The sequence below is a fragment of the Prauserella aidingensis genome, assembly GCF_024171865.1.
Classification (GTDB): Bacteria; Actinomycetota; Actinomycetes; order Mycobacteriales; family Pseudonocardiaceae; genus Prauserella; species Prauserella aidingensis.
Genome location: NZ_JAMTCN010000012.1, coordinates 60,076 through 85,487 on the forward strand (window position 1 = coordinate 60,076; position 25,412 = coordinate 85,487).

Genomic DNA, 25,412 nt, shown 5'->3' on the forward strand with positions numbered 1-25,412 from the left:
CCGCGCACCCTGACGTGCCGCGGCCGCCTGCCACAGCACGCGCACGAACCCGCCCCACGCTCGGAGAGGAACGCCATGGCCCGCCTGGCACAGACCGCAGGACTGTCCGATGTGCAGTCCGAGATCCTGGCCACCGTCAGGGAATTCGTCGACAAGGAGATCATCCCGAAGGCGCAGGAACTCGAACACGGCGACACGTACCCGGCCGAGATCGTCGAGGGCATGAAGGAGATGGGGCTGTTCGGCATCACCATCCCCGAGGAGTACGGCGGCCTGGGCGAGTCGCTGCTGACCTACGCACTCGTGGTCGAGGAGATCGCGCGCGGCTGGATGAGCGTGTCCGGGGTGATCAACACCCACTTCATCGTCGCGCACATGATCGCCCGGCACGGCACCGAAGCGCAGAAGCGCCACTTCCTGCCGCGCATGGCGACCGGTGAGGTCCGGGGCGCGTTCTCGATGTCCGAACCCGGTCTCGGCTCCGACGTGGCGGCGATCAGCACGAAGGCCACCCGCGACGGCGGCGGAGACTACGTCGTCGACGGCACCAAGATGTGGCTCACCAACGGCGGCACGTCGACGCTGGTCGCCCTGCTGGCACGCACCGACGAGGGCGCCGACGGTCCACACCGGAACCTGACGACGTTCCTGGTCGAGAAACCCGAGGGCTACGGCGAGGTGCTGCCAGGGCTGACGATTCCCGGCAAGCTCGACAAGATGGGCTACAAGGGCGTCGACACCACCGAGGCGGTGTTCGACGGCTTCCGTATCGGTGCCTACACGGTCCTCGGTGAGACGCCCGGCCGGGGTTTCTCGTACATGATGGACGGCATCGAGGTCGGCCGGGTCAATGTCGCGGCACGCGCCTGCGGCATCGCGATCCGCGCCTTCGAGCTGGCGATCGAGTACGCCCAGCAGCGCGAGACGTTCGGCAAACCCATTGCCGAGCACCAGGCGATCGCCTTCAAACTCGCCGACATGGCGACGAAGGTCGAAGCCGCTCACCAGATGATGGTCAACGCGGCGCGACTCAAGGACTCCGGCACGCGCAACGATGTCGAAGCGGGGATGGCCAAGCTCATCGCCAGCGAGTACTGCGCCGAGGTCACCCAGGAGGCGTTCCGCATCCACGGCGGCTACGGCTACTCCACGGAGTACGAGATCGAACGCCTCATGCGCGAGGCACCGTTCCTGCTCATCGGCGAGGGCACGAGCGAGATCCAGAAGACGATCATCAGCAAGGGGCTGCTCGAGGAGTACCGGCTGCGCAGCTGACCGGCGGGACGTCAGGGAAAGCGCCACCGGGTCGGCAGGAACGTGCCCTCCAGGGGGAACGCGAAGGCCGTCTCCGGAACGACCTCGAACACCGCGTACGGCGGCCCGCCGGACGTCGGCGCACCGAACGGAGCGTCCAGCACGTCACCGGTCACGGTCGTCGGCCAGCCGTAGACATCCGCGAACACCTCCGATGCGCGCCGGAGGATGTCCTGATCGGACACTCGCGTGCCGTGGCCCTCGACGACCACGTGCGCCGCATCGACGTCGGTGCTGACCACACACCGACTGTCCGCCACGAGGTTCCGACTCTTGCGTGCGGTGTCCTTCGAGCAGATGAACAGTCGCCCCTCCGAGCACACCGCGAACAGCGGCGCCAGGTGCGGCGTGCCGTCGGGGCGCACGGTGGCGAGCCAGCAGAACGCGTCGGTGTTGAGTCGGCGCTCGGCCCCGTGCCAGGGCAACGGTTCGAGCTCGACCTGGGTGTCGGGCAGTTCCGTCCCGCGTCCGACGGTCGGAATCGTGTCGACGATGGGTGGCGCCTGCATCGATCCTCCTCGGGTTACATACCGCTGCATTTTTGCAAGCAGTCGTAGACTAGTGGGAACCGATGCGGAAACACAACCGGTTGGAGGTTCGCAGTCGATGACCACGGCCCCGCGCTCCCACTGCCCCATCAACCTGTCCCTGGAGATCTTCGGGGACCGGTGGACCCTGCTGGTGCTGCGCGACATCGTCTTCGCGGGCAAGCGCCACTATCGCGAGTTGCTCACCTGCGACGAAGGCATTTCCACCAACATCCTGGCCGACCGACTGAAGACGCTCCTGCACCACGGACTCCTCACCCGCGCCGACGACCCCGGCCACAAGCAGAAGGCGATCTACAGTCTCACCGAACGCGCCATCGACCTGGTACCGGCGCTCGTCCAGATCGGGGTCTGGGGCAGGCGGCATCTCGACGCCGACGAGGACCTGAGCCTCTACGCCGACGTCCTCGACCGCGGCGGACCCGCACTGTGGGAGAGCTTCATGGACGACCTCCGCGAAACACACCTCGGCGCCGCGGCCCGTCACCATGACCCCGGCCACGGGCCGTCGTTCGCGCTCGCCGTCGAACAGGCCACCGCCGCACCCGAAGCCTGAACCACCGCGACAGCACCGGCGCGCGGATGATTCAGCCGGGCAGTTCGACGACGGTCATCCCCGTGCCCGTGGTCGGCGCGTCCATGGCGGCCAGCGCGGCGGGCGCCTCGGCCAGGCCGATGGTCCGGCCAATCAGGTCCTCGGGCCGCAACCGGCCGTCGGCGAGCATGCCCAGCAGCTGCGGATAGTCGCGTGCGGGCATGCCGTGCGAACCGTAGATCTCCAGTTCCTGCGCGGTGACGACGTCCATCGGGATCGGAGGCGTCGCACCCTCGCCGAACAACAGGCCGACCTGCACGTGCCTGCCCCGGCGGCGCAGGCCGCGCACCGACGAGAGGCAGGTGCCGGCCGAACCGAAGGCGTCGAGCGACACGTGCGCGCCGCCGCCGGTGAGTTCACGAACGGCCGCCGCGGTCTCGGCGGGTCCGGACGCCGACGAGTCGACGACCGCCTGCGCGCCGAGGCTCCTGGCGGCCTCGAGGGGCGCATCGGCGACGTCGACGGCGAGCACCCGCGCGCCCAGCGCGACCCCGATCTGCACCGCGGACAGGCCCACGCCGCCACAGCCGTGTACCGCCAGCCACTCCCCCGGCCCGACCCCGCCGTGGGCCGTCACGGCGCGGAAGGCCGTCGCGAACCGGCAACCGAGCGAGGCCGCCGCCGTGAAGCCGACGGCGTCGGGCAGCTCCACGAGGTTCAGATCCGCGGCGTGCAGCACCACCCGCTCGGCGTAGGACCCCGGCCCGGTGAACCCCGGCTGCGTCTGGTGCGGGCACACCTGCGCCTCGCCCGCGGCGCAGTACTCGCACCGGCCGCAACCGCACACGAACGGCACCGTCACGCGCGCTCCGGGCTGCCACCGGGTGACCTCCGGGCCGACCTCCGTGACCACTCCGGCCAGTTCGTGACCGGGAATCTGCGGCAGCGGCACCTGCTCGTGACCCTTCCAGGCGTGCCAGTCCGACCGGCACACCCCGGTGGCACGCACGGCGACCACCACACCGTCCGGCGGGCACTCCGGCTCCGGGACGTCGGAGAGCACGGGCGGTTCGCCGTAACCGGCGTAGACGACGGCCTGCATGCCGCCAGTCTGACCGCACCGCCACGCCACCTCGCGCGCGGCCCACCCGGCAGGGCGCCGGATCACGCGACCCGGCACCGAGCACACGGCCGATCAGGACCGCGGCAGCAGCACCACGCCGTCGTCGTCGGCGTACAGCGTGTCGCCGGGGTGGAAGGTGACGCCGCCGAAGCCGACCGGAATGTCGACCTCCCCGACACCGTCCTTGCTGCTCTTGCGCGGATTCGTGCCGAGCGCCTTGACGCCCAGCGGCAACCCGCCCAGCACCGCCGAATCCCGCACCGCGCCGTTGACGATCAGGCCCGCCCAGCCGTTGCGCACGGCCGCGCCGGCGATCAAGTCACCCGTCAACGCCGTGTGCAGCGACCCACGGCCGTCGACGACGAGCACGCAGCCCTCACCGTCCGAGTTCAGCAGCTGCTTGACCAGGCCGTTGTCCTGGTGACACGACACCGTTCGCACCCTGCCCGAGAACTCCCGGTGCGAGCCGAACTGCCGGAACTGCGTATCGCACACGCGCAGCGCCTCGCCGTACTCGTCGACGAGGTCTGCCGTACTCCTCACGTCACTCACGCGGGACATCATGACCACCGCCCGCACGTCCGGTCCGCCCGGGGAGGCGCACGCCACACGCAGCCCACGGCGGGCCGCGCCCTCCACGGTGTCACCGGGCCGGGCGTCGGCGGCACTCAGCGGTGTCGTCAGTGCTCCGCGGTGTCCCGCTCGTCGTCGGCGACGGCCTTCCCCGACGCCTCGCGCATCTCGATCAGCTCGGTCACCCAGTCGCCCGTCTCGCGTGCGACGTCGCGCACGGCGCCCGTGATGATCCCGGCGATGTTGCCGACGTGCGACGCCGCCTGCTCGGTCAGCACCTGCACCGTGTCCTTGCCCGCTTCGAATCGGCCGACCATGTCACCGCTCCTTCGTCGTGCCTGCGGGCCTCACGCCGCAGCAGGTGTCCGGTCGCGCTCGACTGTAGCCGGTTCCGGCGTGGAGTCCCCGCTGCCGGGAAGCGCGAACTTGACGATCTTCTTCGCCACGGACCACAACTGTTTGCGCAACGGACCGGTGTGGTACGGCAGGCCGTACTTCTCGCAGATCGCCCGCACCTCACCGGCGATCTGCGGATACCGCCGCGCCGGGATGTCCGGGAACAGGTGGTGCTCGATCTGGTGCGAAAGGTTCCCGGACAGGACGTGGAACAGCGCGCCGCCGGTGATGTTGGCCGAACCGAGGATCTGCCGCAGGTACCACTGCCCCCTGGTCTCGTGCTCGGTCTCCTCCTCGGAGAAGCTCTCGACGTCGGCCGGGAAGTGCCCGCAGAAGATGATGCCGAAGGCCCACAGGTTGCGCGTCAGGTTGGCCGCGGCGTTGCCCGCGAACGTCAGCGGCGCCAGCGGCCCGGTCAGCAGCGGGAACAGCACGTAGTCCTTGCCGATCTGCGTGCCCATCTTGCGGCCGATGCGGCGGCGCTCCTCGCGGAACTCGGACCACTTGCGCTCGCCCTTGACGACCCGGTCGACCTCGAGGTCGTGCAGCATGACGCCCCACTGGAAGAAGATCGCCAGCAGCGTCGCGTACACCGGGTTGCCGAGGTAGTACGGGTGCCACCGCTGCGCCGGATCGATACGCAGGATGCCGTAACCGACGTCGCGATCCTTGTCGACGATGTTGGTGTAGGTGTGGTGGATGTAGTTGTGGGAGTGCCGCCAGTTCTCGGCGGGCGCCACGTTGTCCCATTCGAACCGCTGCGAGCTCAGTGCCGGGTCACGCGTCCAGTCGTACTGACCGTGCATGACGTTGTGGCCGATCTCCATGTTGTCGAGGATCTTCGCCAGCGACAGTGCGCCCACACCCGCGAGCCAGGCGGGCGGGAAGAACCCGGCGTACATCAGCGCCCTGCCGGTGACCTCGAGGCCGCGCTGGGTCTTGATGACGTTGTGGATGTACTCGACGTCGGCGGCACCGAGGTCGGCGACGATCCGAGCGCGCAGCTCGTCCATCTCGCGGCCGAACTCCTCGACCTGTTCCGGCGTCAGCCGGTCCTGCAAGCCCGTCATGGGGTGGCTCCTAACAGTCGATGTCGACGTCACCGGCCGCGGCGGTGACGCACAGCTGGATTTCCTCGTCGTCCTCGGCGGACTCCCCGCCCGACGCGGTGCGCACGACCCCGGAGACCTTGCGTTGAGTACACGAGAAGCAGATGCCCATGCGGCAGCCGTGGTCGGGCGACAGTCCGGCGTCCTCCGCCTGTTCAAGCAGCGTCCTGCCGTCGTTCGCCACGTCCACCCCACTGCGTGTGAAGCGGATACGACCGCCCGCCTCGGACGCGGCGACCGTCAGTACCGGCGGCGTGAACTCCTCGGTGTGCAGCTGCCCGGCGATCCCGGCATCGGCGTAGAGCGTGCGCACGGCCTCCATCAGCGGCGGTGGGCCGCAGAGATACGTGGTGGCGCGGGCGAACCACGGTGCGACGCGGCGGAGATGGTCCGCGGTGAAGTGGCCGTCGGCCGCCGTGTGCCGCACGTGAATGCGCACCCCACGCCGCGACGCGAGCTCGTCCAGCTCCTCCGCGTACGGCATGTCGGCCGGCGTCCGCGCGTAGTACAGCAGTGACACCTCGCCCGGATACCGTTCGTCAACCAGCGTCCGCAGCATCGACAGCACCGGTGTGATGCCGCTGCCTCCCGCGATGAGCACGATCGAGTCCGGCCGCTGCTCGGGCAGTGCGAACGTGCCGTCGGCATGCGAGAGCCCGAGCACCATGCCCACGTGGCCGTGTTCGTGCAGGTGGCGTGAGACCAGTCCGCCCTCGTGAGCCTTGACGGTGAACTCCAGCTCACCGTCGCGGTGCGCACTGCCGGCCGGCGAGTAGCACCGTGTGCGCCGCACGCCGTCGATGTCGACGGTGACGCGCACGAACTGCCCGGCGGCGAACCCCTGCCATGCCCGACTCGGGCGCACCGTGAGCGTGATCGAGTCCCTCGTCGGCCTGCGCAGGGCGACAACCTCGCCGCGGATCTCCCTGCGCACCAGCATCGGATCGATCAGCTCGAGGTAGCGGTCGACCCCGTGCGGGGTCAGCAGCCGCTCCGCCAGCGACGCGAGCGAGGAGGCCTGCGTTCCCGACCGGGCCGCCGCACGCCGCACCGCTGCGCGTATCGCCATGTCACGCCTCCGATTCAGTGAACGACTGTACACTCAATATTGGAGACGATCACCGGGAGGCGCAAGGTGGACAGGGCCGATGTGAACGGGGTTACAGCGCGGGCCGACGTATGCTCGAAGGCCATGACGGCACCGGAGACCCGCAACGAGCGCAAGGAACGGACGCGCCGCGCGCTGCTCGACGCCGCACTGGGGCTGGCGTCCGAGCGGGGATTCGCCGGACTGAGCCTGCGGGAGATCACCAAGCAGGCCGGGGTCGTGCCGACGGCGTTCTACCGCCATTTCGAGTCGATGGACGAACTCGGCGTCACGCTCGTCGAGGAGTCGATGCGCACGCTGCGGACAATGATCCGCGGTGCACGCAACACCCCCGACGGTTCGGCAGACCTCATCCGCGCGTCGGTCCGGACGCTCTCGGAGCACGTGCGTTCACACGAGGAGCACTACTGGTTCCTGGTGCGGGAACGCTACGGCGGCACCGGCGCCGTGCGCCAAACCATCGGCGTGGAGCTGAAACTCCTGGCCGGAGAGCTGGCCGTGGATCTCGCGCGGTTCGACCGTCTGCGCGACTGGTCCACCGAAGACCTGCACATGCTGGCCGACCTCATCGTGTCCGCGATGCTCGCGACCGCGCTCGAACTGCTGGAGGCGCCCCCCGGCGCGACGGCGGAGATCACGGCCGAAGCCGAGCGGCAGCTGCGCCTGATCTTCCTCGGCGTCCCGCACTGGCGCACCACCTGAGAACACGCGAAAAGCCCCCAAGGGCACTTTGGTTGCATTGAGTGCAACCAAAGTGCCCTTGGGGGCGTGCAGGAGCCGCTCAGGTGAAGCGGCGCAGGCGCAAGCTGTTCGTCACCACGAACACCGAGCTGAGCGCCATCGCCGCACCCGCGAGCATCGGGTTCAGCAGCCCGGCCGCCGCGAGCGGCAGTGCCGCGACGTTGTAACCGAACGCCCAGAACAGATTGCCCTGGATGGTGCGCAGGGTCCGGCGCGACAACCGGATCGCGTCGGCCGCCGCGGTGAGGTCGCCGCGCACCAGCGTCAGGTCACCCGCCTCGATCGCGACGTCCGTGCCGGTGCCCATCGCCAGCCCGAGGTCGGCACCGGCCAGCGCGGCCGCGTCGTTCACCCCGTCGCCGACCATGGCGACGACACGGCCCTCGGACTGCAACCGCTGCACGACGGCCACCTTGTCCTCGGGCAGCACCTCGGCGATCACGTCACCCGGCTCGTCGATGCCCACCCGCGTGGCGACGGCCCGCGCCACCGCCTCGTTGTCACCGGTCAGCAGCACCGGGCGCAGGCCCAGCGACCGCATCCGGCGGACCGCTTCGGCCGAGGTCTCCTTGATCTCGTCGGTGACGACGAGCACGGCACGCGCCTCGCCGTCCCATCCCGCGATCACCGCGGTGCCGCCGTCACGCTCCGCGGCCTCCTTGGCGGCCACCAGCTCGTCCGGCAGCGTCAGGCTCCATTCCCGTGCCAGTGCCTCCCTGCCGACGACGACCGCGTGCCCGTCGACGACACCGTGTACGCCGAGTCCGTCGGCCGTGGCGAACTCGCCCACCTCCGGTAGGTCACCGACGTCGCGTGTCGCCGCGTCCGCGATCGCACGTGCGATGGGGTGCTGCGAGGCGTTCTCGACGGCGCCCGCCAGCCGCAACGCCTCCGCACGGTCGGTGCCCTCCGCGACGTGCACCGCGCCGAGACTCATCGTTCCGGTGGTGACGGTGCCGGTCTTGTCGAGCACGACCGTGTCGACACGCCGCGTGGATTCGAGCACCTCGGGGCCCTTGATGAGGATGCCGAGCTGGGCCCCGCGGCCCGTTCCCACGAGCAGTGCGGTCGGCGTCGCCAGACCCAGCGCACACGGGCAGGCGATGATCAGCACCGCGACCGCCGCGGTGAACGCCGCCTCGACGGCGCCGCCTGCGACCAGCCAGCCGACGAGTGTGCCCACGGCGAGCACGACGACGATCGGCACGAACACCCCGGAGATGCGGTCGGCGAGCCGTTGCACGGCGGCCTTGCCCGCCTGGGCGTCCTCGACGAGCCTGGCCATCTGGGCCAGCCGGGTGTCCCCACCGACGCGGGTCGCCTCGACCACGATCCTGCCGCCCTTGTTGACGGTCGCGCCGACGACGGTGTCCCCCTCGGCGACCTCGACCGGCACTGACTCGCCGGTGAGCATGCTCGCGTCGACCGCCGAGACGCCGTCGACGACGACCCCGTCGGTGGCGATCTTCTCCCCCGGTCGCACGACGAACCGGTCCCCGACGCCGAGGTGGTCGACGGGGATGCGCTCCTCGCGACCACCACGCAGCACGCCGACGTCCTTCGCGCCGAGGTCGAGCAGCGCCCGCAGCGCCGCGCCGGCCCGCCGCTTGGCGCGCGCCTCGAAGTAGCGTCCCGCCAGCAGGAACGTGGTGACACCGGCGGCGACCTCGAGGTAGATGTTGGCACTGCCGTCGCCGCGCTCGATCGTGAACTCGAAGGCGTGCGTCATGCCGGGCATCCCGGCGCTGCCGAAGAACAGTGCGTACAGCGACCAGGCGAACGCCGCGGACACACCCATCGACACGAGCGTGTCCATCGTCGCCGCGCCGTGCCGCAGGTTGACGAGCGCGGCGCGGTGGAACGGCCACGCCGCCCACACGACGACCGGCGACGCCAGCACGAGCGAGGCCCACTGCCAGTTCGGGAACTGCAGCGGCGGCGCCATCGCCAGCACGATCACCGGCAGCGACAGCACGATCGCGCCGAGGAGCCGCTGCCGCAGCGTGTCCGCTTCCCGGTCCGCAGGCTCGGCCGCGGACCGGCCACCGTCGGACTCGGCGGCCTCCGTCTGTGGAGGTGCCGGCAGCGCGGCCTGGTAGCCCGCGGCCTCGATCGTCTCGACCAGTCGCTCCGGCGATACCCCGTCGGGGTAGGAGACACGCGCCTTCTCGGTCGCGTAGTTGACCGACGCTGTCACGCCGTCGAGCTTGCCCAGCTTGCGTTCGATGCGGTTCGCACAGGAGGCACAGGTCATGCCGCCGATCGCGAGCTCGATCCGATGTTCCGCCGCCGGGGCCTCCCCGGCGGCCGCGGCGCCCTCCGGCGCCCGAGATGCGGCCGTCATCGCCGCCTCCTTCACAGGTCGTCCCTCGCGGGCACGCGGCCTCACGCGGTCAGCGTGTACCCGGCTTCCTCCACCGCGGAGCGCACCGCGTCGTCGGACAGTTCGGCGTCACTGCTCACCGTCACGGCCCCTGTCTCGAGGTCGACGTTCACGCCCTGGACACCGTCGAGCTCACCGACCTCCTCGGTCACCGATGCCACGCAGTGCTGGCAGGTCATACCCGTCACGGTGTAGGTCTTCTCGAACATCTCGACTCATCCCTCCTGTGGAAATTCCCTGTGGTGTCACGGTCACGAGCGCACGAGGCGGGCGATCGCCTCACTGGCCTCGCGCACCTTCTCGTCGGCGGCGTCGCCGCCCTCGGCGACGGCTTCCGCGACGCAGTGCTTCAGATGCTCGTCCAGCAGGCCGAGCGACAGTGACTGCAGCGCCTTCGTCGCGGCCGAGACCTGCGTGAGGATGTCGATGCAGTATTCGTCGTCGTCGACCATCCGTTGCAGCCCGCGGATCTGCCCTTCGATCCGGCGCAGCCGCTTCAGGTAGGCGTCCTTGTCGCCGCTGTAGCCCCGCATGACGTCTCTCCTTCGCTTCCGACACCACGACCATATACCCCCTACCCCTATACGGCAACTACAGGGGCGCTGATCAGCTCAGACACTGAATTGAGCAACCACTACTCAACTTTGGGAACAAACACAGGCGCAACTGTCGTTGGACGGGATGACAGGCCCGAGCCGCGGGCCTCGAGCCCGAGAAGGGATGAGCGACATGGCATTCCCGGTTCTGCGCACCCACGCCCCACGCCGGCTGCACACCACGTTCCCGGCCTGGAGCCCGCTGCGTGAGTTCGACGAGCTCCAGCGGCTGCTGGCCGGCGGCACCGACAGCGCCACGCAGGCCTGGTCACCCGCGGCCGACGTCCGCGAGACCGACGAGGAGTACGTCGTCGAGATCGAGGTGCCGGGCGTGAAGCGCGACGACATCGCGGTCGACCTGGCCGACGGGGTCCTGACCGTCAGCGGCGAGGTCACCGAGCGCGACGGCCACTTCCGGCGCCGCACGCGCCGCACGGGCCAGTTCCGGTACGCGGCCACCCTGCCCGAGGGGGTCGACACCGAGCAGGTGGGCGCCGAGCTCGCCGACGGCGTACTGACCGTGCGCGTGCCGAAGCGGGCCGAGAACGCACCGCGCCGGATCGAGATCACGTGACCGACACCACGTGAGGCACACGTGAGCGGGGCCGGAGTCCGTGACTCGGATTCCGGCCCCGCTCACGCTCGGCCGTGTTGTGCCGGCACTCACGACGACGTTCACCTACGACTTTTACTCGTGACGACGTTCACTCAAGGCGACGTTGTGCCGCCATTCACGACAACGACGCCCGTTTCGTCCGTCAATGGACGGCCATGGAACGCGGTCGGTTTGGAAACCACGCCGCCGGGTACGTGCCGAACATGGTGCACATCCCACAGCAGCAGAACGACTTCGACGCAAGCATGGCCGAACTCGCCGAGGCGGCGCGAGCCGTCGGCATTCTCTCCACGGCCCACATGAACAAGGCGGAACTGATCGAGGCGATCAGGCAGCAACAGGAGACGAACGCGGTGTTGCGGGCCGACCGGCGACACCCGGGCGAGAACCGCGCCCACGAGCGCCGCAGTGAGGAGCACCGCGCCGAACAGCGGCCGACCGCGGGGACGTTCCCCTGACGTTCCGCTCGGCCCGCCGCCCCGCCGAGGCCGTCACCGCAGGACGGTGAACGGCGTCACTGCGTGATGAGCGAACGACTGGCCAGTTCCGCGGTGTGGAGTTCGCGGCCCAGCTGAGCCGCCATCCGCTGCGCGCGGGCCAGTGCGGCGGCCGCCTCGAACGTCGACTGCGCCAGCTCGCCGTAGGCCGCGTCCTCGCCGACGTTGCCCGACCACAGCTGCTGCTCGAGCCACGTGCCTGCCTCGGGGAGGAACCGAGCCAGGTTCTCCGCGAGCTGCCGCAGGGACCCCAGCACCTCGTGCAGTTCCGCCTCGTGGTCTGCGCGCGGGTGGCTGCCGCGGCGCGCCGCCCACTGCTGCAGGGTGCGCGTCGCGTCCTCCGCGCGAGCGGCCAGCACGCCGGGGTCGGCCGTGGCGCCCACGTTCGTCTGGTCGGCGTTGCCGGATGCGGTCATGACTGTTCCCTACGGTCTCGACACAAAGATCGGTGAAGGCACGAACAAGCGTGAATCGGGGCCGGAAAACCTCCGGAAAATCCGTGCTTCCGCCCACGTTAACGTCGAGTAGCCAGGGTTTCTGCCGCGATGTGGCGAAGCTCAAGTTTTGCCCGGACTCGGCAGTCGGCACCGATTCCTGCCCGATCCACCGACGAACGAAGATCGAATTCCGCGGAAACCGCGTGACTCCGTTCGCGGATTCGCATCAGCTCGGGACCGTGTCGTCGGGCCCACCGCGGGCGAGCCGGGCGAGCACGTCGAGTGCGTCGGTGAGCACGGGTTCCGGCGGCGCCGCCAGTGCGAGCCGCACCGCGGACGGCGCATGTCCCTCTCCGACCGTGAACGATGCCGCGGGGCTGACTGCGATGCCGCTCCGGGCCGCCGCGGCGACGAACGTGTCCGCCCGCCACGCCGCGGGAAGTTCCCACCAGCAGTGATACGCGCGAGCATCGGAACGTATCGCGAACCCGTCCAGCCGACAGCGCACGAGTTCCTGCCGCCGGACCGCGTCGGCGCGCTTTCCCGCCACGAGCCGGTCGAGCGTGCCGTCGACGATCCAGCGCGTGGCGGCGTCCAGCGCGAATCCGTTCGCAGCCCACCCGCCGCACCGCAGCGCCCGTGCGACGTCGTCCCACCGGCCCCGTGGCACGGCGACGAATCCGAGAGTCAGCCCTGGCGCGATCCGTTTCGACAAACTGTCCACGATGATCGTGTTCTCCGGAATGTGGTCGGCCAATCGCACTTCGTCACAGAGAAACGCGTTCACCCGGTCCTCGATCACCGGAACCCCGCGGTCCCGAACCACCTCGGCGAACGCGGTTTTCCGCTCCTGCGACATGGTCGATCCGAGCGGGTTCTGCAGCGCGGGCTGGACGTACACGGCATCGACACCTGCCCGCTCGAGCACGTCGGGGCGGATGCCCTCCTCGTCCAGGTCGAGGGGTACGAGTGTGACGCCGCGGTTCGCCGCGATTCGACGGACGACCGGGTACGTCAGCGCCTCCACCCCGAGCTGGCCACCCGTGGGCACGAGTGCCGCGATCGCGGCGGCGATCGCCTGCCTTCCGTTGCCCGCGAACAGCACATCCTCCGGGTCGATGTCGCCGAGCAGGCCCGCGGCGGCCCGCCGCGCCTCCGCCGTGCCCTCGACGGGCACCGGCGCCGACGCCGCGTCGAACGCAGCGGGCCGGATCGCGTCCGCCAGGCCACGGGCCAGCAGTTCCGACTGTCCGGGCAGTGACGGAAAGTTCAGTTCGAGATCCACTCGCGCCCGCGCCGGCTCCCCGCCGGACGGATCGACGGCAGGCGCGGCCGCCCGGACGAACGTGCCCCGGCCCACCTCCCCGACGACGAGACCGCGTCGGGTCAGTTCCGCATAGACGCGGGCCGCCGTCGAAGCGGCGATGCCGTGATCGCGCGCGAACCGGCGCTGCGGCGGCAACCGCCGCTGAGCTCACACCGCGACGGCGCGCACGGGGCGGTACGGCCCCGGGTGTGCCGAGAACCACGACGCACCCCGCACGACGGCATCCTTGTACGACGCGGCCGCCCGCCCGGTCAGGATCATCCGATGTGGACTGTCATCGCCGTCGACGGCCTGGATCACGCCGCTGCTCCTCCCGAGGCTGATGCATTGGTTGACGTACCGAAAACGCAGGTGGGCCGGCTCACGCCCCGCCAACCTGCCCACCACGCGCCTCCTCGATGAGGTGTACGTACTCGTCGGCGACGGACACCCCGTCACCGTAAACCGCCGCTCAGACCTCGGCGCGCTCGACGACGTCGAACGTCAGACCGTCGTCACCGACGTCGACACGCACCGTCGCTCCCTCGGCGATCTCCCCGCCGAGCAGCATCCGGGACAGCACGTTGTCGACCTCGCGCTGGATCGTGCGCCGCAGCGGACGGGCGCCGTACTCCGGCTGGTACCCGGCGTCCGCCAGCCAGCGCACGGCCTCCTGAGTGACGTCCACCTCGACGTCCTGCGCCCGCGCCTTGCGCCGCGTCTCCTCCAGCAGCAACGAGGTCACCTGCTCCAGCTGGTCCGAGGTGAGCTTGCGGAAGACGATGATCTCGTCGATCCGGTTGAGGAACTCCGGCCGGAAGTTGTCGCGCAGCCTGCGCATCAGCCGTTCCCGGAGCGGCTCGTCCCCGTCGTCCCCGCTGGCCGCCGCGAACCCGAGGGCGCCCTGGGTCCCGCTCAGCACGAGTTCCGACCCGATGTTGCTCGTCATGATCAGCACCGTGTTGGTGAAGTTCACCGTGCGGCCGCGGCCGTCGGTGAGCCTGCCGTCGTCGAGGACCTGCAACAGGACGTTGAACACCTCGGGGTGGGCCTTCTCGATCTCGTCGAGCAGCACCACCGAGTACGGCGTGCGCCGGACAGCCTCGGTGAGCTGGCCCGCCTCCTCGTAACCGACGTAGCCCGGCGGGGCCCCGATCAGCCGGGAGACGGTGTGCCGTTCGCCGTACTCCGACATGTCGAGCCGGATCATGCGGTCGTCGTCTCCGAACAGCGCCTCGGCGAGGGCCCGGGCGAGCTCGGTCTTGCCCACACCGGTCGGCCCGAGAAACAGGAAGCTGCCGGACGGCCGATCGGGTTCGGCCAGACCCGCCCGGGTGCGGCGGACGGCCTCCGAGATCGCCTCCACCGCCTCGTCCTGGCCGATGACGCGGCTGTGCAGGTGCTGTTCCAGGTTGAGCAGTCGCTCGCGCTCCTCCTGGGTCAGCTGCGCCACCGGGATGCCGGTCAGTCGTGACACGATCTCCGCGATGTCGACGGAGCCGACCTCGGCCTCACCCGACGGCCGGTCCTCGTTGCGCGCCTGCTCGATGCGTTCCCGCAGTTCGTTGATCTCGTCCCGCAACGACGACGCCCGCTCGTAGTGCTCCTCGCTCACCGCCTGATCCCGGTCGCGGGACAACTGGTCGAGGCGGTCCTGCATCTCCGTCAGCCCTTCGGGGCGCCGCGCCGAGCGCATGCGCACCCGCGCGCCCGCCTGGTCGATGAGGTCGATCGCCTTGTCGGGCAGGTGCCGGTCGGTGACGTACCGGTCGGACATCGTGACCGCGGCGCCCAGCGCCTCGTCGGTGAACCGCACCTGGTGATGCGCCTCGTACTGGTCCCGCAGGCCGTGCAGGATCTTCAGCGCGTCCTCGCACGTCGGCTCCGTCACGAGGATCGGCTGGAACCGGCGTTCGAACGCCGGATCGGTCTCGATGTTGGTGCGGTACTCGTCCAGCGTCGTCGCCCCGACGATGTGCAACTCGCCCCTGGCCAGCGCGGGCTTGAGCATGTTGCTCGCACCCATGGATCCTTCCGACGACCCCGCGCCCACGACCATGTGCAGCTCGTCGATGAACACGATCAGTTCGTCGCGGTGTTCGCGGATCTCGTCCAACAGTGCCGTCATCCGCTCCTCGAAGTCACCGCGGTACCGCGTGCCCGCGACCATCGCCGTGAGATCCAGCTGCACCACCCGGCGGTCACCGAGGATGTCCGGCACCTGCCGGTCCGAGATGCGCTGGGCGAGGCCCTCCACGATGGCGGTCTTGCCGACGCCCGCCTCGCCGATCAGCACCGGGTTGTTCTTGGTGCGGCGCGACAGCACCTCGATGGTCTGTTCGATCTCGGTGTCCCTGCCGACCACCGGGTCGAGTTCGCCGCCTGCGGCCAGTGCCGTGAGGTCGCGGCCGTACTGGTCGAGCGTCGGCGTGTTTCCCGAGGTGCCGCTGCTCGACGCCCCGGAACCGCCACCGCGGGCGGTCGTCTGCCCGGGCTGCGACGTCGTGGCGGCTCCGCCCGGATCGGGACCCGCCAACGCGCGACGGATCGTCTCGGGCGTCACGCCCGCGTCGCCGAGCATCCGCCCCGCCGGGGAGTCCTGGTGCGCGACGAGCGCCAGCAGCACGTGCTCGGGGCCGATGTAGCTGGAGCGCAACTGCCGGGAGATCTGGTGGGCGTCCATGAGGATCCGTTTGGCACCGGGCGTGAGGATCGGTGCGGTCGCCGGGCCGCTCTGCGACCGACTCCGGTCGTCGACGCCCTGGTCACCGCTCCGGGTCGCGAGCGCGTCGGGGTCGCCACCCGCACGCTGGACGAGTTCGCGGCTGCTCGGCACCTGGGTCGCGCCCCAGAGCAGGTGGGTCGAGTCGAGCTCGCCGCGGCCCTGCTTGCCGACCTGCTGCACCGCGGCCGACAGCAGCGCCAGCGCCTGTTCACTCATCAACCGCGTGATGCCCAACGGGGCCTGCCTGCCGGGGACCGAGCCGCGACTCGACCCGCCGAAGAACTGGGCGAGAAACTGATCGAACGGGCTCGGACCGGGTTCGCCGAAGAAGCCGGACATCGACAGCCTCCTCCTTACCGATGGCGGAATCTGCCCGGCACGGCTACCCACTGAGCCGAGGTGTCAACCAGCCCGCGTGTTGCGGATCCCCGGGGCCCGTCGTGTTGCAGGTTCCGGTGCCCGTGTTGCGGATTCCGGGGCGCGTGTTGCGTTCTCCGGGGACCGTGTTGCGGATTCACGGGGCCATGTTGTGCTCTCGGGGGCCGTGTTGTGCTCTCGGGGACCGTGTTGCGGATCCCGGGGCGCGTGTTGCGGATTCACAGGGCGTCGGGGTGCGCGTGCCCTGCATCCAACATCGCATGTTCTGCACCCCGGCACGCGACGTCGCGGGCGGGACGGACGTCGGCCTGCTCGCCACCGCTCGTCACTGCGCCGCCACGGGTCAGTCGGTCGCCGCTCGCCGGAACTCGCTGGGGTTGACGCCACGGACCCGCTTGAACGCCGCACTGAACCCGAACGGATCGGAATAGCCGACCGCGTGCGCAACGTCGGCGATCGTCGCCGAACTCCGCTCGACCAACAACTCCGCGGCAAGCGTCATCCGCCACCGCGTGAGGTACGTCGACGGCGGTTCACCCATGATGTCGGCGAATCGCTGTGCGAGGGTCGAACGCGACACGCGAGCGCGATCCGCCAGCGAGGCGACCGTCCACGGCGCCACAGGGTCGGCGTGGATCGACCGCAGCGCCTCGCCGACGACCGGGTCGTGCTGCGCCGCCCACCACGCAGGCGGGTCGGTGTCGGGCCGGTCGAACCACTCGCGCAACGTGCAGACCAGCATCCAGTCGAGCAGTCGGTCGAGGACGACCTGCTGGCCCGGCCGGTCGATCGACACCTCGTCCGCGACGTGGTCCAGCACACCGTCCCCGGTACCGCCACCGTCCACACGCAACACGTCGGGGAGTGTTTCCAGCAGCGTGCGGCTGATCTCGCCATGTACCGGATAGGCGCCGACGATCAACGTCACGCCGCCCTCGCCGGTGTCGTGCCACCCGCGGCGATGCCGTGTTCCGCCCTCGCCGGGGACTGCACAATGCTGCCCGCAGTCGACCGGCTCGGCGCCGGTGTCGACGTCGTCGACGAAGCCGAACGGCTCCGGACCGCGGACGACGACCGTGTCGCGATCACGCAGCGGCACCGGCCGCCCGCCGTCCGGGACGATCCACCCCGCTCCGCCGAGCACCGTGCACAAGGTCAGCGGTGCACCGTCCACGAACCGCAACGACCACGGCGGTGTCAGGACCGAGCTGCCGAAGAGCGATCCGTGTGCACGCACGCCGCGGATCAGATCGTCGAAGACATCCACCCCGCCGACAGTAGACGAATACACAGGCGATTCGGCGTTCTATCTATGGGATCGTCCGAACGATTGGGCTTCACTGGGGTACATGAGCATGGACACCGCGTCACCCGCATCGTCTTTGACGGCCGACGACCTGGCGTTTCTCCGCCGCCCACTGCAGGGGTTCTTCACCGTTGCGGCCGGACCACTCCCACCGCAGCCCCGACCGCTGTGGTTCGAGGCGGCCGACGACGGCACGATCCAGCTGTTCACCGACCCGGACGCACCGAAGGTACGGCGACTGCGGCAGGATCCACGCGCCTCGATCGTCGTCGCCTCACCGGTGGGCGAGCCCGAACACTGGGTGTCGGTGGCGGGCCCGGTCACGCTCGCGTCCGAGGGCGCGCACGCGCTGCTGGAACGCCTCGCCGCCCGGTACTGGGACCTCGACGACCCCGCGCGCGCCGCCCAGCTCGCCGAGATGCGCACGGCGGACTGGTTGCGGATCGCGGTCCACCCCGCGTCCGTCCGCCGCGTGGCCGGGTGACGACTCCCGGGCGCAACCGCACCCCACGCCGCGAGAAGCGACGGCCGTCGACGGGGCATATTCGCTCCCCGGAACGCAACACAGTCCCCCGAAGGCGCAACACGGCCCCGGGAAACCGCAACACGGGCCCGCGAAGGCGCAACACGGGCCCCTGGAACTGCAACACGCGGGGTCGGGTGCAGGACACGCGGCCGGGTGGCATTCGCGCACCCGGCCGCGGTTCGCGACCGTCACATGTTGATCATGTGGCCGGCGAGGCCGTGGACGGCCTCCTTGACGGCCTCGCCGAGCGTCGGGTGGGCGTGCACGTTGCGGGCGACCTCGTGCACCGTCAGGTCCCACTGCTGCGCGAGGGTCAGTTCCGGCAGCAGTTCGGTGACTTCCGGGCCGATCAGGTGGGCGCCGAGGAGCTCGCCGTACGCGGAGTCGGCGATCACCTTGACGAACCCGACCGGTTCGGCGAGGCCGTGCGCCTTGCCGTTCGCGGTGAACGGGAACTTCTGCACCTGCACGTCGTGGCCCGCGTCGCGCGCCTGCTGTTCGGTGAGCCCGAACGAGGCGATCTGCGGCTGGCAGTACGTCGCGCGGGGGATCATGCGGAAGTCGAGTTCCATCGTCTCGACGTCGGCGATGGTCTCCGCGGCGATCATGGCCATCGACTCGGCGGCGTGGGCAAGCATGAGCTTCGCCGTCACGTCACCGATCGCGAAGATGTGCCCCGCGTTGGTGCGGCCGCGGCCGTCGACGTCGATCGCGCCGCGCTCGGTGAGCTGCACGCCGGCGTTCTCCAGCCCGAAGCCCTCGACGTTCGGTGCGAAGCCCATGGCCTGCAGCACCTTGTCGGCCTCGAGCACCTGCTGCTGGCCATTCTTCGACACGGTCACCCGCACGCCCGTGCCGTTGTCCTCGATGGACTCGACCTTCGTGGACGTCAGCACCTCGACGCCGAGCTTGCGGTACCGGCGCGCCAGCTCGGCCGACACCTCTTCGTCCTCGCCGGGCACCATGCGGTCGGCGAACTCGACCATGGTGACCTTGACGCCGTAGTTGTGCAGCACGTACGCGAACTCGACACCGATCGCACCGGCGCCGGCGACGACGATGCTGTCCGGCAGCTCCTCGGCGAGGATCTGTTCCTCGTAGGTGACGACGTTCTGGCTGCGCTGCGTGCCGGGGAGCAACTTCGGGCTGGCACCCGAGGCGATGATGCAGTGGTCGAACGTGACCGTGTCGGTCTCGCCGTCCGCGCGCCGCACGTCGATGGAGTTCGGGCCGGTGAACGAACCGCGGCCGTTGAACTGGGTGATGGCATTCTTCTTCATCAGGTAGTGAATGCCCTTGACGCGGCCGTCGGCGACCTTGCGGCTGCGCTGGTAGGCCGCGCCGTAGTCGAAGGTGACCTCGCCGGTCGTCTGGATGCCGAAGGTCTTGGCCTCGGACGTGAACAGGTGCGCCAGCTCCGCGTTCCGCAGCAGCGCCTTCGACGGGATGCAGCCCACGTTCAGGCACACACCGCCCCAGTAGCGCTCCTCGATGACGGCGGTGTCGTACCCGAGCTGGGCAGCTCGGACGGCGGCGGTGTACCCGCCGGGACCGGCACCCAGGACCACAACGTCGAAGTGTTCGCTCATGGCGGCGATTATGCCCCGGACCACACCACGTCGCCGCCACCCCGGCCGCGGGCGTGACGTGGGTCGCTCTGCCGGGCCGACCGCAGACCCGGCAGAGCGTTCGTACAGGTCAGGCGGGGTCGAGCAGTACCACGGGGATGTCGCGGTTGGTCTTGGCGGTGTAGTCGTCGTAGGAGGGCCACACGGCTGCCATCACGGGCCACAGCTCGGCCTTCTCGTCGGCGCTCGCGGTACGGGCCACGGCGTCGAACTTCTCGGCGCCGACCTGCACCTTCACGTTCGGGTCCGCGACGAGGTTCTTGTACCAGCCGGGGTTGTCCGGCGCGCCGCCGTTGGAGGCGACGACGACGTACGACTCCCCGTGCGTCTGGTAGATCAGCGCCGACTTGCGCGGCTCACCGGTCTTGCGCCCGGTGGTGGTCAGGACCAGCGTCGGTGCGCCGTTCTGCCACACGTGGCCGACCTCGCCGTCGGTCTCCTCGTACTTCTGGACGTGTTCGTCACCGAACAGCACGTCACTCATCGCCTGCCCCTTCGTCATGCGTCGGCTGGGTCTGCTCCCTCCTCAGCCTAGGACGTCGGCGAGCGTCGCGCGGTCCACGTTGCCGCCGGAGACGACCACGACGGTCCGACCGCGCGGCAACTCACCCGACCGGTGGAGGTAGGCGGCGAGCGGCACCGCTCCGGACGGTTCGGCGACCAGCCGGCCACGCGTGGCGAGGACACGCATGGCCTCACGGATCTCGTCGTCGGAGACGGTGACGACGCCGTCGAGGACGGTCTGCAGGTGCGCGAACGTCAGCTCGGAGGGCTGCGCCCGCAGCCCGTCGGCGATCGTCCTGCCGCGGTCCTCGACGGGCCATTCGACGATGTGGCCCGCGCGCAGCCCGTCGGCGGTGTCGGCGGCGAGCTCCGGTTCGACGCCGATCACGGTGGCGTTCGGGCACAGCGCCGTCACCGCCGTCCCGATGCCGGAGGCGAGCCCGCCGCCGCTGACCGGGACGAGCACGAGTTCGACGTCCGGCAGGTCCTCGGCGATCTCCAGGCCCGCGGTCCCCTGGCCCGCGATGATGTCGGGGTGGTCGAACGGGGGCACGAGCACGGCCCCCAGCTCGTCGACCAGCCGATGGGCGGTCGACTCCCGCTCGGCGATCGGCACCAGCACGACCTCGGCCCCGTACAGGCGTGTGCCGTCGACCTTCACCTGCGGCGTGCTGTCGGGCATGACAATGTGCGCGGGCATGCCGAGCAGCTGCGCCGCGCGGGCCACCGCCTGCGCGTGGTTGCCGCTCGAGTACGCGACGACGCCCTTCTGCCGGGTGCGCTCGTCCAGCGCCGCGAGCGCGTTGGAGGCACCGCGGAGTTTGAAGGCGCCGGTCGCCTGGAGGTTCTCGGGCTTGAGCCACAACGGGCGATCCGCGTCCGCCCACGGTGCGGGCAGAAGCGGGGTACGCAGGACCTGACCACGCACCCGGTCGGCCGCGGTTCGGATGTCGTCGAGTGAAACGAGCTGCATACCCCGCAGTCTGCCCGCCCGGTGCTACAGCGACAGCGTCGGGATCTCCACCCGGCGGCCCTCGCGTGCCGACCGCAGGCCCAGCTCGGCGAGCTGGACACCCCGCGCACCGGCGAGGAAGTCCCACGGGAACGGCTCGTCACCGGCCACGTGCCGCAGGAACATCTCCCACTGCACCTTGAAGCCGTTGTCGAACTCGCCGTTGTCGGGCACCTCCTGCCACTGGCCGCGGAAGTCCTCCGTGGCGGGCAGGTCCGGGTTCCACACCGGCTTCGGCGTCATCGCCCGGTGCTGCACGCGGCAGCGCCGCAGCCCTGCCACGGCGCTGCCCTCGGTGCCGTCGACCTGGAACTCGACCAGTTCGTCGCGGAAGACCCGCGTCGTCCACGACGAGTTCAGCTGTGCCACGACGCCGCCGCCGAGCTCGAAGATGCCGTACGCCGCGTCGTCGGCGGTCGCCTCGTACGTCCTGCCCTGCTCGTCCACGCGCTTGGGGATGTGCGTGGCCGCAAGGGCCTGCACCGACCGCACCGGCGCGATGATGTCCTCCAACACGTAACGCCAGTGGCAGAACATGTCGACGATGATGCCGCCGCCGTCCTCGGCCCGGTAGTTCCACGACGGACGCTGGGCCTCCTGCCAGTCGCCCTCGAACACCCAGTAGCCGAACTCGCCGCGCACCGACAGGATCTCGCCGAAGAACCCGCCGTCGACGAGGCGCTTGAGCTTGCGCAGGCCGGGCAGGAACAGCTTGTCCTGCACGACACCCACCTTCACGCCCGCATCCCTGGCCAGTCTGCCCAGTTCGAGTGCGCCCTCGGTGTCCTCGGCGATCGGCTTCTCGGTGTAGATGTGCATGCCCGCGTCGACGGCCTTGCGGACGCCTTCGGCGCGCCTGCTGGTGACCTGCGCGTCGAAGTAGATCTCGGCACCCGAGCGGAGTGCCTCGTCGAGATCGGTCGTCCACCGGTCGAGGCCGTGTTCCTTCGCGATGGCGGCGAGTTTCGACTCGCTCCTGCCCACGAGGATCGGCTCCGGCCACAGCAGTGTTCCGTCCGGAAGGGACAGTCCGCCCTGTTCGCGGATCGCCAGGATCGACCGGACGAGGTGCTGGCGGTAGCCCATCCGGCCCGTGACACCGTTCATCACGATCCCGACGGATCGCAGTTCGTTGACCATGACGCCCTTTCTGAGGTTGACGTGCGGGGCCGAACGCCCGCGGCCGCACGCGCGGCCCGCGGTCGCCCGAGGCTTCTTCGGATGTCCCGGCGGGGACCGGCTATTCGGCCGCGGTGGCAGCGCCGAGATGGTCGCGGATGTGCCGGGTCGCCTTGGCGAACTCGGGTTCGGCCATCGTCGGGCCGTAGTCCCGTTCCACCGGCAGGTTCACGTCGACCACACCGGCGACGGTGCCCGGCCGCGCGGAGATCATCACGACCTGATCGGACAGATACACCGCCTCGGCGATCGAGTGCGTCACGAGCAGGACGGTCGTTCCCGTCTCCTGCCAGATGCGCCGCAGCTCGACGTTCATCTGCTCACGGGTGAGCGCGTCGAGCGCGCCGAACGGCTCGTCCATCAGCAACACGGGCGGCCGGTGCAGCAGCGCTCGGCACAGCGCGACGCGCTGCTGCATGCCGCCGGACAGCTCGTGCGGCAGCGCGTCCTCGAAGCCCGTCAGGCCGGTCATCTCGATCAGCTCGTCGGCGCGGGCGGCCGCCTCCTTGGCAGGCATCTTCCGCATCTCCGCCTGCAGCAGGATGTTCTTGCGGGCCGAACGCCACTCGAGCAGCGCCGCCTTCTGGAAGACGTAGCCGATGTCCTTGCGCGGCCCGTTCACCGGTTCGCCGAACAGCCGCACGTCGCCCTTCGACGCCGGCAGCAGGCCCGACGACAGCTTGAGCAGTGTCGACTTGCCGCATCCCGACGGCCCGACGATGGAGACGAACTCTCCCGGTTCCACGTGCATCGTCACGTCGGCCAGCGCCGTCACGTCACGCTTCTTACTGCGGAACCGCACCGTGACGTCGTCGATCTCGACCGCGTAGCCAGCCATGTGCCTTCCCCACTCCTCGGACCTGTTCTCGGGTGGCGGTTGTCCTCGGGGCGTGGCGGGCGCGTCGTGTGCGCCCGCCACGCATCGCCGTCACTCCTTGGGCGCGACGTCGCTGTTCCAGTACTCGCCGGGCTCGCCGGCCTCCTCGATCACACCCGCATCGGCGAAGATGTCGATGGTCTTCTTCCAGTCCTCGGGCGTGTTGACCCCGGGCCGCTCGCCTTCCGTGGCGTCGGTGTGCAGCAGCTCGAGCGTTTCGCCGAACTGCTCGGTCAGCACTTGCTTCGACGGCAGCTGCTCGGACGCACCTTCCATGGCGTCGACGGCCGCCTCGCGGTCCTCGCCCGCCTGCTCCCACGCCTCGGTGGTCGCGGCCACCATGCGCTGAGCGAGGTCACCGCGGTCGTCGAGCACCTCCTGCGCGGTGAGCAGGCCGTTGCTGTAGAAGTTCAGTCCGTGTTCGGCCCAGCGGAGGTACGAGACCTCCTTGCCCGACTTCTCCTGCATGGTCGGACCCTGGTCGGTGGCGTAGCCGAGCAGCGCGTCGGTCTGCCCCTGCATCACCGCGGCCATCTTCCCGGCGGCGTCGGTGTTCTGCACCTCGACGTCCTGTTCGGACATTCCGTTCGCCTCGAGGAACAACGGGAAGACGTTCGTCAACGCGTCGCCCGCGGTGCTCGCCACCGTCTTGCCCTTGAGGTCGGCGGGCTCGGAGATGTTCTGCTCCGAGAAGAACTGCACCGACGACGGCGTCGTCTGCAGGTAGACGCCCATGCTCTTGACGTCGAGTCCCTGCGACACACCGGCCAGCAGGGCCGGCGTGTCCGCCCACCCGAAGTCGGTCTGCCCGGCCGCGGTGGCCTGCACCGTCTTCTGCGACCCCTGGCCTGCGCGGATGTCCAGTGAGATCCCGTGTTCCTCGTAGATCCCCTGCTGCTTGCCGTAGTAGAACGGCGCGTGTTCGCCGTACGGGTACCAGTTCAGGGTGAGCGTGACCTTGTCCAGCTGCTCGCCCTCGGCGTTGGTGACCGTCTCGCCTTCCGATCCGCCGCAGCCTGCGGCCAGCAGCAGTGCTGTGGCGGCGGTGCCTGCGGTGAGTGCACGTAGCTTCATTGCTCTCCTTCGACTCACTGGGCTGTGGGTGGGTACGGGTCAGAGGGTCGTGCTCGCGCCCTCGTCGCGGCGGCTCGCGTGCCAGGGCAGCAGCAGCTGTTCCAGCCATTCCACGATCACGAACAGCAGCACGCCGAGCAGCGACATGATCAGCAGGCCCGCGAACAGCACCGGGGTGTCGAGATTGCCGTTGGCCTGCAGGATGACGAAGCCGAGACCGGCGTCGGCACCGACGAACTCGCCGACGACGGCACCGGTGACGGCCATCGTCGCGGCCACCTTCAGTCCCGAGAACAGGTGCGGCAGCGACGCCGGGAACCGGATCTTCCAGAACGTCTGGCCCGACTTCGCCCCCATCGTCGACGACAGTTGCAGCATCTCCGGATCGACGGACTTCAGGCCCGTGACCATGGAGATGACGACGGGGAAGAACGCCATCAGCACGGCGACGAGGATCTTCGGCCCGAGACCGAATCCGAGCCACACGACGAACAGCGGCGCGATGGCGATCTTCGGGATGACCTGTGCGAACAGCAGCAGCGGGTACAGCGTCTTCTCGAGAGTCGACGACTGCACCATGGCCACGGCCGCGATGACGCCGACCGCGATCGCGATGACGAATCCGAGGACCGTCTCGTACGTCGTGGTCCAGGTGTGTTCCCAGAAGTACTCCGGGCGCACCGCGATGGCGTCGAACGTGTTGCCCGGCGACGGCACGAGGTAGGGCTCGACCAACTCGGCCGCCGTGACACCCCACCACGCGACGAACAACGCCGCGAGCAGGGCGAACGGCCGCCACGAGCGTTCCAGGAACCCGCCCAGCCGCTGCCCGAGGCCGGGACCGCTGCGCTCGGCGACGCCGGAGGCTTCGCCCGCTCGCTCCCGCTGCCCGGCCCGTGCGGACTGTGTGTGCGTGACCAT

The 25,412-nt window shown here is 69.9% G+C and carries 27 protein-coding genes; 6 read left to right on the forward strand and 21 right to left on the reverse strand.

All coding sequences use genetic code 11. The annotated features are described in order from the left end of the window. Positions 1 to 75 precede the first annotated feature (75 nt). The gene (locus tag LY13_RS14035; protein WP_253828868.1) at positions 76 to 1,275 is read left to right on the forward strand and encodes an acyl-CoA dehydrogenase family protein; all 1,200 of its coding nucleotides are present in this window, start codon (positions 76 to 78) and stop codon (positions 1,273 to 1,275) included. An 11-nt stretch (positions 1,276 to 1,286) separates the two neighbouring features. Here LY13_RS14035 and LY13_RS14040 read toward each other — a convergent pair whose 3' ends face one another. Next, positions 1,287 to 1,823 carry a pyridoxamine 5'-phosphate oxidase family protein gene (locus tag LY13_RS14040; protein WP_253828869.1) on the reverse strand — a complete coding sequence of 179 codons (537 nt, stop codon included), beginning with the start codon at positions 1,821 to 1,823 and terminating at the stop codon, positions 1,287 to 1,289. Between the two features lie 97 nt (positions 1,824 to 1,920). Here LY13_RS14040 and LY13_RS14045 point away from each other — a divergent pair, with 97 nt between their 5' ends. Beyond that, positions 1,921 to 2,418 carry a winged helix-turn-helix transcriptional regulator gene (locus LY13_RS14045; RefSeq protein WP_253828870.1) on the forward strand — a complete coding sequence of 166 codons (498 nt, stop codon included), beginning with the start codon at positions 1,921 to 1,923 and terminating at the stop codon, positions 2,416 to 2,418. Between the two features lie 31 nt (positions 2,419 to 2,449). Here the strand turns inward: LY13_RS14045 and LY13_RS14050 are convergent, their stop codons facing one another. From LY13_RS14050 to LY13_RS14070, 5 genes are all read right to left on the reverse strand, one after another. Continuing rightward, the gene (locus LY13_RS14050; RefSeq protein ID WP_253828871.1) at positions 2,450 to 3,499 is read right to left on the reverse strand and encodes a zinc-dependent alcohol dehydrogenase family protein; all 1,050 of its coding nucleotides are present in this window, start codon (positions 3,497 to 3,499) and stop codon (positions 2,450 to 2,452) included. Positions 3,500 to 3,592: 93 nt separating this feature from the next. Then, a complete protein-coding gene (rraA, locus tag LY13_RS14055) occupies positions 3,593 to 4,072 on the reverse strand; it encodes a ribonuclease E activity regulator RraA (RefSeq protein WP_253828872.1) in 480 nt (159 codons plus the stop codon). A gap of 128 nt (positions 4,073 to 4,200) precedes the next feature. Then, entirely contained in the window at positions 4,201 to 4,410 is a 210-nt protein-coding gene (locus LY13_RS14060) for a hypothetical protein (RefSeq protein ID WP_253828873.1), read from the reverse strand. A 30-nt stretch (positions 4,411 to 4,440) separates the two neighbouring features. Next, positions 4,441 to 5,559, reverse strand: a complete 1,119-nt coding sequence (locus tag LY13_RS14065; protein WP_253828874.1) for a fatty acid desaturase family protein — start codon at positions 5,557 to 5,559, stop codon at positions 4,441 to 4,443. A gap of 10 nt (positions 5,560 to 5,569) precedes the next feature. Next, the gene (locus LY13_RS14070) at positions 5,570 to 6,667 is read right to left on the reverse strand and encodes a ferredoxin reductase (RefSeq protein ID WP_253828875.1); all 1,098 of its coding nucleotides are present in this window, start codon (positions 6,665 to 6,667) and stop codon (positions 5,570 to 5,572) included. 123 nt (positions 6,668 to 6,790) lie between these two features. Here LY13_RS14070 and LY13_RS14075 point away from each other — a divergent pair, with 123 nt between their 5' ends. After that, positions 6,791 to 7,408, forward strand: a complete 618-nt coding sequence (locus tag LY13_RS14075; protein ID WP_253828876.1) for a TetR family transcriptional regulator — start codon at positions 6,791 to 6,793, stop codon at positions 7,406 to 7,408. 79 nt (positions 7,409 to 7,487) lie between these two features. Here LY13_RS14075 and LY13_RS14080 read toward each other — a convergent pair whose 3' ends face one another. The 3 genes from LY13_RS14080 to LY13_RS14090 form a co-directional block, all read right to left on the reverse strand. Beyond that, on the reverse strand, positions 7,488 to 9,701 hold the full coding sequence (locus LY13_RS14080) for a heavy metal translocating P-type ATPase (RefSeq protein ID WP_253828938.1): 2,214 nt from the start codon (positions 9,699 to 9,701) through the stop codon (positions 7,488 to 7,490). A 131-nt stretch (positions 9,702 to 9,832) separates the two neighbouring features. Further along, the gene (locus tag LY13_RS14085) at positions 9,833 to 10,039 is read right to left on the reverse strand and encodes a heavy-metal-associated domain-containing protein (protein ID WP_253828877.1); all 207 of its coding nucleotides are present in this window, start codon (positions 10,037 to 10,039) and stop codon (positions 9,833 to 9,835) included. Between the two features lie 42 nt (positions 10,040 to 10,081). Beyond that, positions 10,082 to 10,363, reverse strand: coding sequence for a metal-sensitive transcriptional regulator (locus LY13_RS14090; protein ID WP_183656871.1), 282 nt, complete (start codon positions 10,361 to 10,363; stop codon positions 10,082 to 10,084). A 196-nt stretch (positions 10,364 to 10,559) separates the two neighbouring features. Here LY13_RS14090 and LY13_RS14095 point away from each other — a divergent pair, with 196 nt between their 5' ends. Together LY13_RS14095 and LY13_RS14100 are read left to right on the forward strand one after the other, a co-directional pair. Then, positions 10,560 to 11,000 carry an Hsp20/alpha crystallin family protein gene (locus tag LY13_RS14095; RefSeq protein WP_253828878.1) on the forward strand — a complete coding sequence of 147 codons (441 nt, stop codon included), beginning with the start codon at positions 10,560 to 10,562 and terminating at the stop codon, positions 10,998 to 11,000. 197 nt (positions 11,001 to 11,197) lie between these two features. Next, positions 11,198 to 11,500, forward strand: coding sequence for a Rho termination factor N-terminal domain-containing protein (locus tag LY13_RS14100; protein WP_253828879.1), 303 nt, complete (start codon positions 11,198 to 11,200; stop codon positions 11,498 to 11,500). A gap of 56 nt (positions 11,501 to 11,556) precedes the next feature. On the opposite strand, the gene LY13_RS14105 is transcribed toward LY13_RS14100, so the two are convergent. The 5 genes from LY13_RS14105 to LY13_RS14125 all read right to left on the reverse strand — a co-directional run bounded on the left by LY13_RS14105 (position 11,557) and on the right by LY13_RS14125 (position 17,652). After that, positions 11,557 to 11,955, reverse strand: a complete 399-nt coding sequence (locus LY13_RS14105; RefSeq protein WP_253828880.1) for a hypothetical protein — start codon at positions 11,953 to 11,955, stop codon at positions 11,557 to 11,559. A gap of 247 nt (positions 11,956 to 12,202) precedes the next feature. After that, positions 12,203 to 13,438, reverse strand: a complete 1,236-nt coding sequence (locus tag LY13_RS14110; RefSeq protein ID WP_253828881.1) for an aminotransferase-like domain-containing protein — start codon at positions 13,436 to 13,438, stop codon at positions 12,203 to 12,205. A 12-nt stretch (positions 13,439 to 13,450) separates the two neighbouring features. Next, positions 13,451 to 13,603 (reverse strand): hypothetical protein, encoded by a 153-nt coding sequence (locus tag LY13_RS14115; RefSeq protein ID WP_253828882.1) that lies wholly within the window; start codon positions 13,601 to 13,603, stop codon positions 13,451 to 13,453. Positions 13,604 to 13,754: 151 nt separating this feature from the next. Beyond that, positions 13,755 to 16,346: an ATP-dependent Clp protease ATP-binding subunit gene (locus LY13_RS14120; protein ID WP_253828883.1), complete on the reverse strand. Its 2,592-nt coding sequence runs from the start codon at positions 16,344 to 16,346 to the stop codon at positions 13,755 to 13,757. Between the two features lie 382 nt (positions 16,347 to 16,728). Further along, positions 16,729 to 17,652, reverse strand: a complete 924-nt coding sequence (locus LY13_RS14125; protein WP_253828884.1) for an AraC family transcriptional regulator — start codon at positions 17,650 to 17,652, stop codon at positions 16,729 to 16,731. Between the two features lie 82 nt (positions 17,653 to 17,734). Between LY13_RS14125 and LY13_RS14130 the strand changes: the two genes are divergently transcribed. Beyond that, positions 17,735 to 18,175 carry a pyridoxamine 5'-phosphate oxidase family protein gene (locus LY13_RS14130; protein ID WP_253828885.1) on the forward strand — a complete coding sequence of 147 codons (441 nt, stop codon included), beginning with the start codon at positions 17,735 to 17,737 and terminating at the stop codon, positions 18,173 to 18,175. Positions 18,176 to 18,405: 230 nt separating this feature from the next. Here LY13_RS14130 and lpdA read toward each other — a convergent pair whose 3' ends face one another. The 7 genes from lpdA to LY13_RS14165 all read right to left on the reverse strand — a co-directional run bounded on the left by lpdA (position 18,406) and on the right by LY13_RS14165 (position 25,412). Further along, positions 18,406 to 19,806 (reverse strand): dihydrolipoyl dehydrogenase, encoded by a 1,401-nt coding sequence (gene lpdA / locus LY13_RS14135; RefSeq protein WP_253828886.1) that lies wholly within the window; start codon positions 19,804 to 19,806, stop codon positions 18,406 to 18,408. A 109-nt stretch (positions 19,807 to 19,915) separates the two neighbouring features. After that, on the reverse strand, positions 19,916 to 20,320 hold the full coding sequence (locus LY13_RS14140) for a nitroreductase family deazaflavin-dependent oxidoreductase (RefSeq protein WP_253828939.1): 405 nt from the start codon (positions 20,318 to 20,320) through the stop codon (positions 19,916 to 19,918). Positions 20,321 to 20,371: 51 nt separating this feature from the next. After that, positions 20,372 to 21,322: a threonine ammonia-lyase gene (locus LY13_RS14145; protein WP_253828887.1), complete on the reverse strand. Its 951-nt coding sequence runs from the start codon at positions 21,320 to 21,322 to the stop codon at positions 20,372 to 20,374. Positions 21,323 to 21,346: 24 nt separating this feature from the next. Beyond that, positions 21,347 to 22,501, reverse strand: a complete 1,155-nt coding sequence (locus LY13_RS14150) for a Gfo/Idh/MocA family protein (protein WP_253828888.1) — start codon at positions 22,499 to 22,501, stop codon at positions 21,347 to 21,349. 100 nt (positions 22,502 to 22,601) lie between these two features. Then, complete coding sequence (locus tag LY13_RS14155; RefSeq protein ID WP_253828889.1) at positions 22,602 to 23,378, reverse strand: ABC transporter ATP-binding protein; 777 nt, start codon at positions 23,376 to 23,378, stop codon at positions 22,602 to 22,604. A gap of 90 nt (positions 23,379 to 23,468) precedes the next feature. Next, positions 23,469 to 24,491 carry an ABC transporter substrate-binding protein gene (locus tag LY13_RS14160; RefSeq protein ID WP_253828890.1) on the reverse strand — a complete coding sequence of 341 codons (1,023 nt, stop codon included), beginning with the start codon at positions 24,489 to 24,491 and terminating at the stop codon, positions 23,469 to 23,471. Positions 24,492 to 24,530: 39 nt separating this feature from the next. After that, the gene (locus LY13_RS14165; RefSeq protein WP_253828891.1) at positions 24,531 to 25,412 is read right to left on the reverse strand and encodes an ABC transporter permease; all 882 of its coding nucleotides are present in this window, start codon (positions 25,410 to 25,412) and stop codon (positions 24,531 to 24,533) included.

What these genes read in the sequence shown, in the direction of transcription:
- LY13_RS14035 (WP_253828868.1), top strand. Translation starts at nt 76, where the DNA reads ATGGCCCGCCTGGCACAGACCGCAGGACTGTCCGATGTGCAGTCCGAG.
- LY13_RS14165 (WP_253828891.1), bottom strand. Translation starts at nt 25,412, where the DNA reads ATGGTCACGCACACACAGTCCGCACGGGCCGGGCAGCGGGAGCGAGCG.
- LY13_RS14130 (WP_253828885.1), top strand. Translation starts at nt 17,735, where the DNA reads ATGAGCATGGACACCGCGTCACCCGCATCGTCTTTGACGGCCGACGAC.
- LY13_RS14155 (WP_253828889.1), bottom strand. Translation starts at nt 23,378, where the DNA reads ATGGCTGGCTACGCGGTCGAGATCGACGACGTCACGGTGCGGTTCCGC.
- LY13_RS14050 (WP_253828871.1), bottom strand. Translation starts at nt 3,499, where the DNA reads ATGCAGGCCGTCGTCTACGCCGGTTACGGCGAACCGCCCGTGCTCTCC.
- LY13_RS14075 (WP_253828876.1), top strand. Translation starts at nt 6,791, where the DNA reads ATGACGGCACCGGAGACCCGCAACGAGCGCAAGGAACGGACGCGCCGC.
- LY13_RS14145 (WP_253828887.1), bottom strand. Translation starts at nt 21,322, where the DNA reads ATGCAGCTCGTTTCACTCGACGACATCCGAACCGCGGCCGACCGGGTG.
- LY13_RS14120 (WP_253828883.1), bottom strand. Translation starts at nt 16,346, where the DNA reads ATGTCCGGCTTCTTCGGCGAACCCGGTCCGAGCCCGTTCGATCAGTTT.
- lpdA (WP_253828886.1), bottom strand. Translation starts at nt 19,806, where the DNA reads ATGAGCGAACACTTCGACGTTGTGGTCCTGGGTGCCGGTCCCGGCGGG.
- LY13_RS14095 (WP_253828878.1), top strand. Translation starts at nt 10,560, where the DNA reads ATGGCATTCCCGGTTCTGCGCACCCACGCCCCACGCCGGCTGCACACC.
- LY13_RS14045 (WP_253828870.1), top strand. Translation starts at nt 1,921, where the DNA reads ATGACCACGGCCCCGCGCTCCCACTGCCCCATCAACCTGTCCCTGGAG.
- LY13_RS14100 (WP_253828879.1), top strand. Translation starts at nt 11,198, where the DNA reads ATGGAACGCGGTCGGTTTGGAAACCACGCCGCCGGGTACGTGCCGAAC.
- LY13_RS14105 (WP_253828880.1), bottom strand. Translation starts at nt 11,955, where the DNA reads ATGACCGCATCCGGCAACGCCGACCAGACGAACGTGGGCGCCACGGCC.
- LY13_RS14060 (WP_253828873.1), bottom strand. Translation starts at nt 4,410, where the DNA reads ATGGTCGGCCGATTCGAAGCGGGCAAGGACACGGTGCAGGTGCTGACC.
- LY13_RS14090 (WP_183656871.1), bottom strand. Translation starts at nt 10,363, where the DNA reads ATGCGGGGCTACAGCGGCGACAAGGACGCCTACCTGAAGCGGCTGCGC.
- LY13_RS14040 (WP_253828869.1), bottom strand. Translation starts at nt 1,823, where the DNA reads ATGCAGGCGCCACCCATCGTCGACACGATTCCGACCGTCGGACGCGGG.
- LY13_RS14080 (WP_253828938.1), bottom strand. Translation starts at nt 9,701, where the DNA reads ATGACCTGTGCCTCCTGTGCGAACCGCATCGAACGCAAGCTGGGCAAG.
- LY13_RS14065 (WP_253828874.1), bottom strand. Translation starts at nt 5,559, where the DNA reads ATGACGGGCTTGCAGGACCGGCTGACGCCGGAACAGGTCGAGGAGTTC.
- LY13_RS14150 (WP_253828888.1), bottom strand. Translation starts at nt 22,501, where the DNA reads ATGGTCAACGAACTGCGATCCGTCGGGATCGTGATGAACGGTGTCACG.
- LY13_RS14160 (WP_253828890.1), bottom strand. Translation starts at nt 24,491, where the DNA reads ATGAAGCTACGTGCACTCACCGCAGGCACCGCCGCCACAGCACTGCTG.
- LY13_RS14085 (WP_253828877.1), bottom strand. Translation starts at nt 10,039, where the DNA reads ATGTTCGAGAAGACCTACACCGTGACGGGTATGACCTGCCAGCACTGC.
- LY13_RS14070 (WP_253828875.1), bottom strand. Translation starts at nt 6,667, where the DNA reads ATGGCGATACGCGCAGCGGTGCGGCGTGCGGCGGCCCGGTCGGGAACG.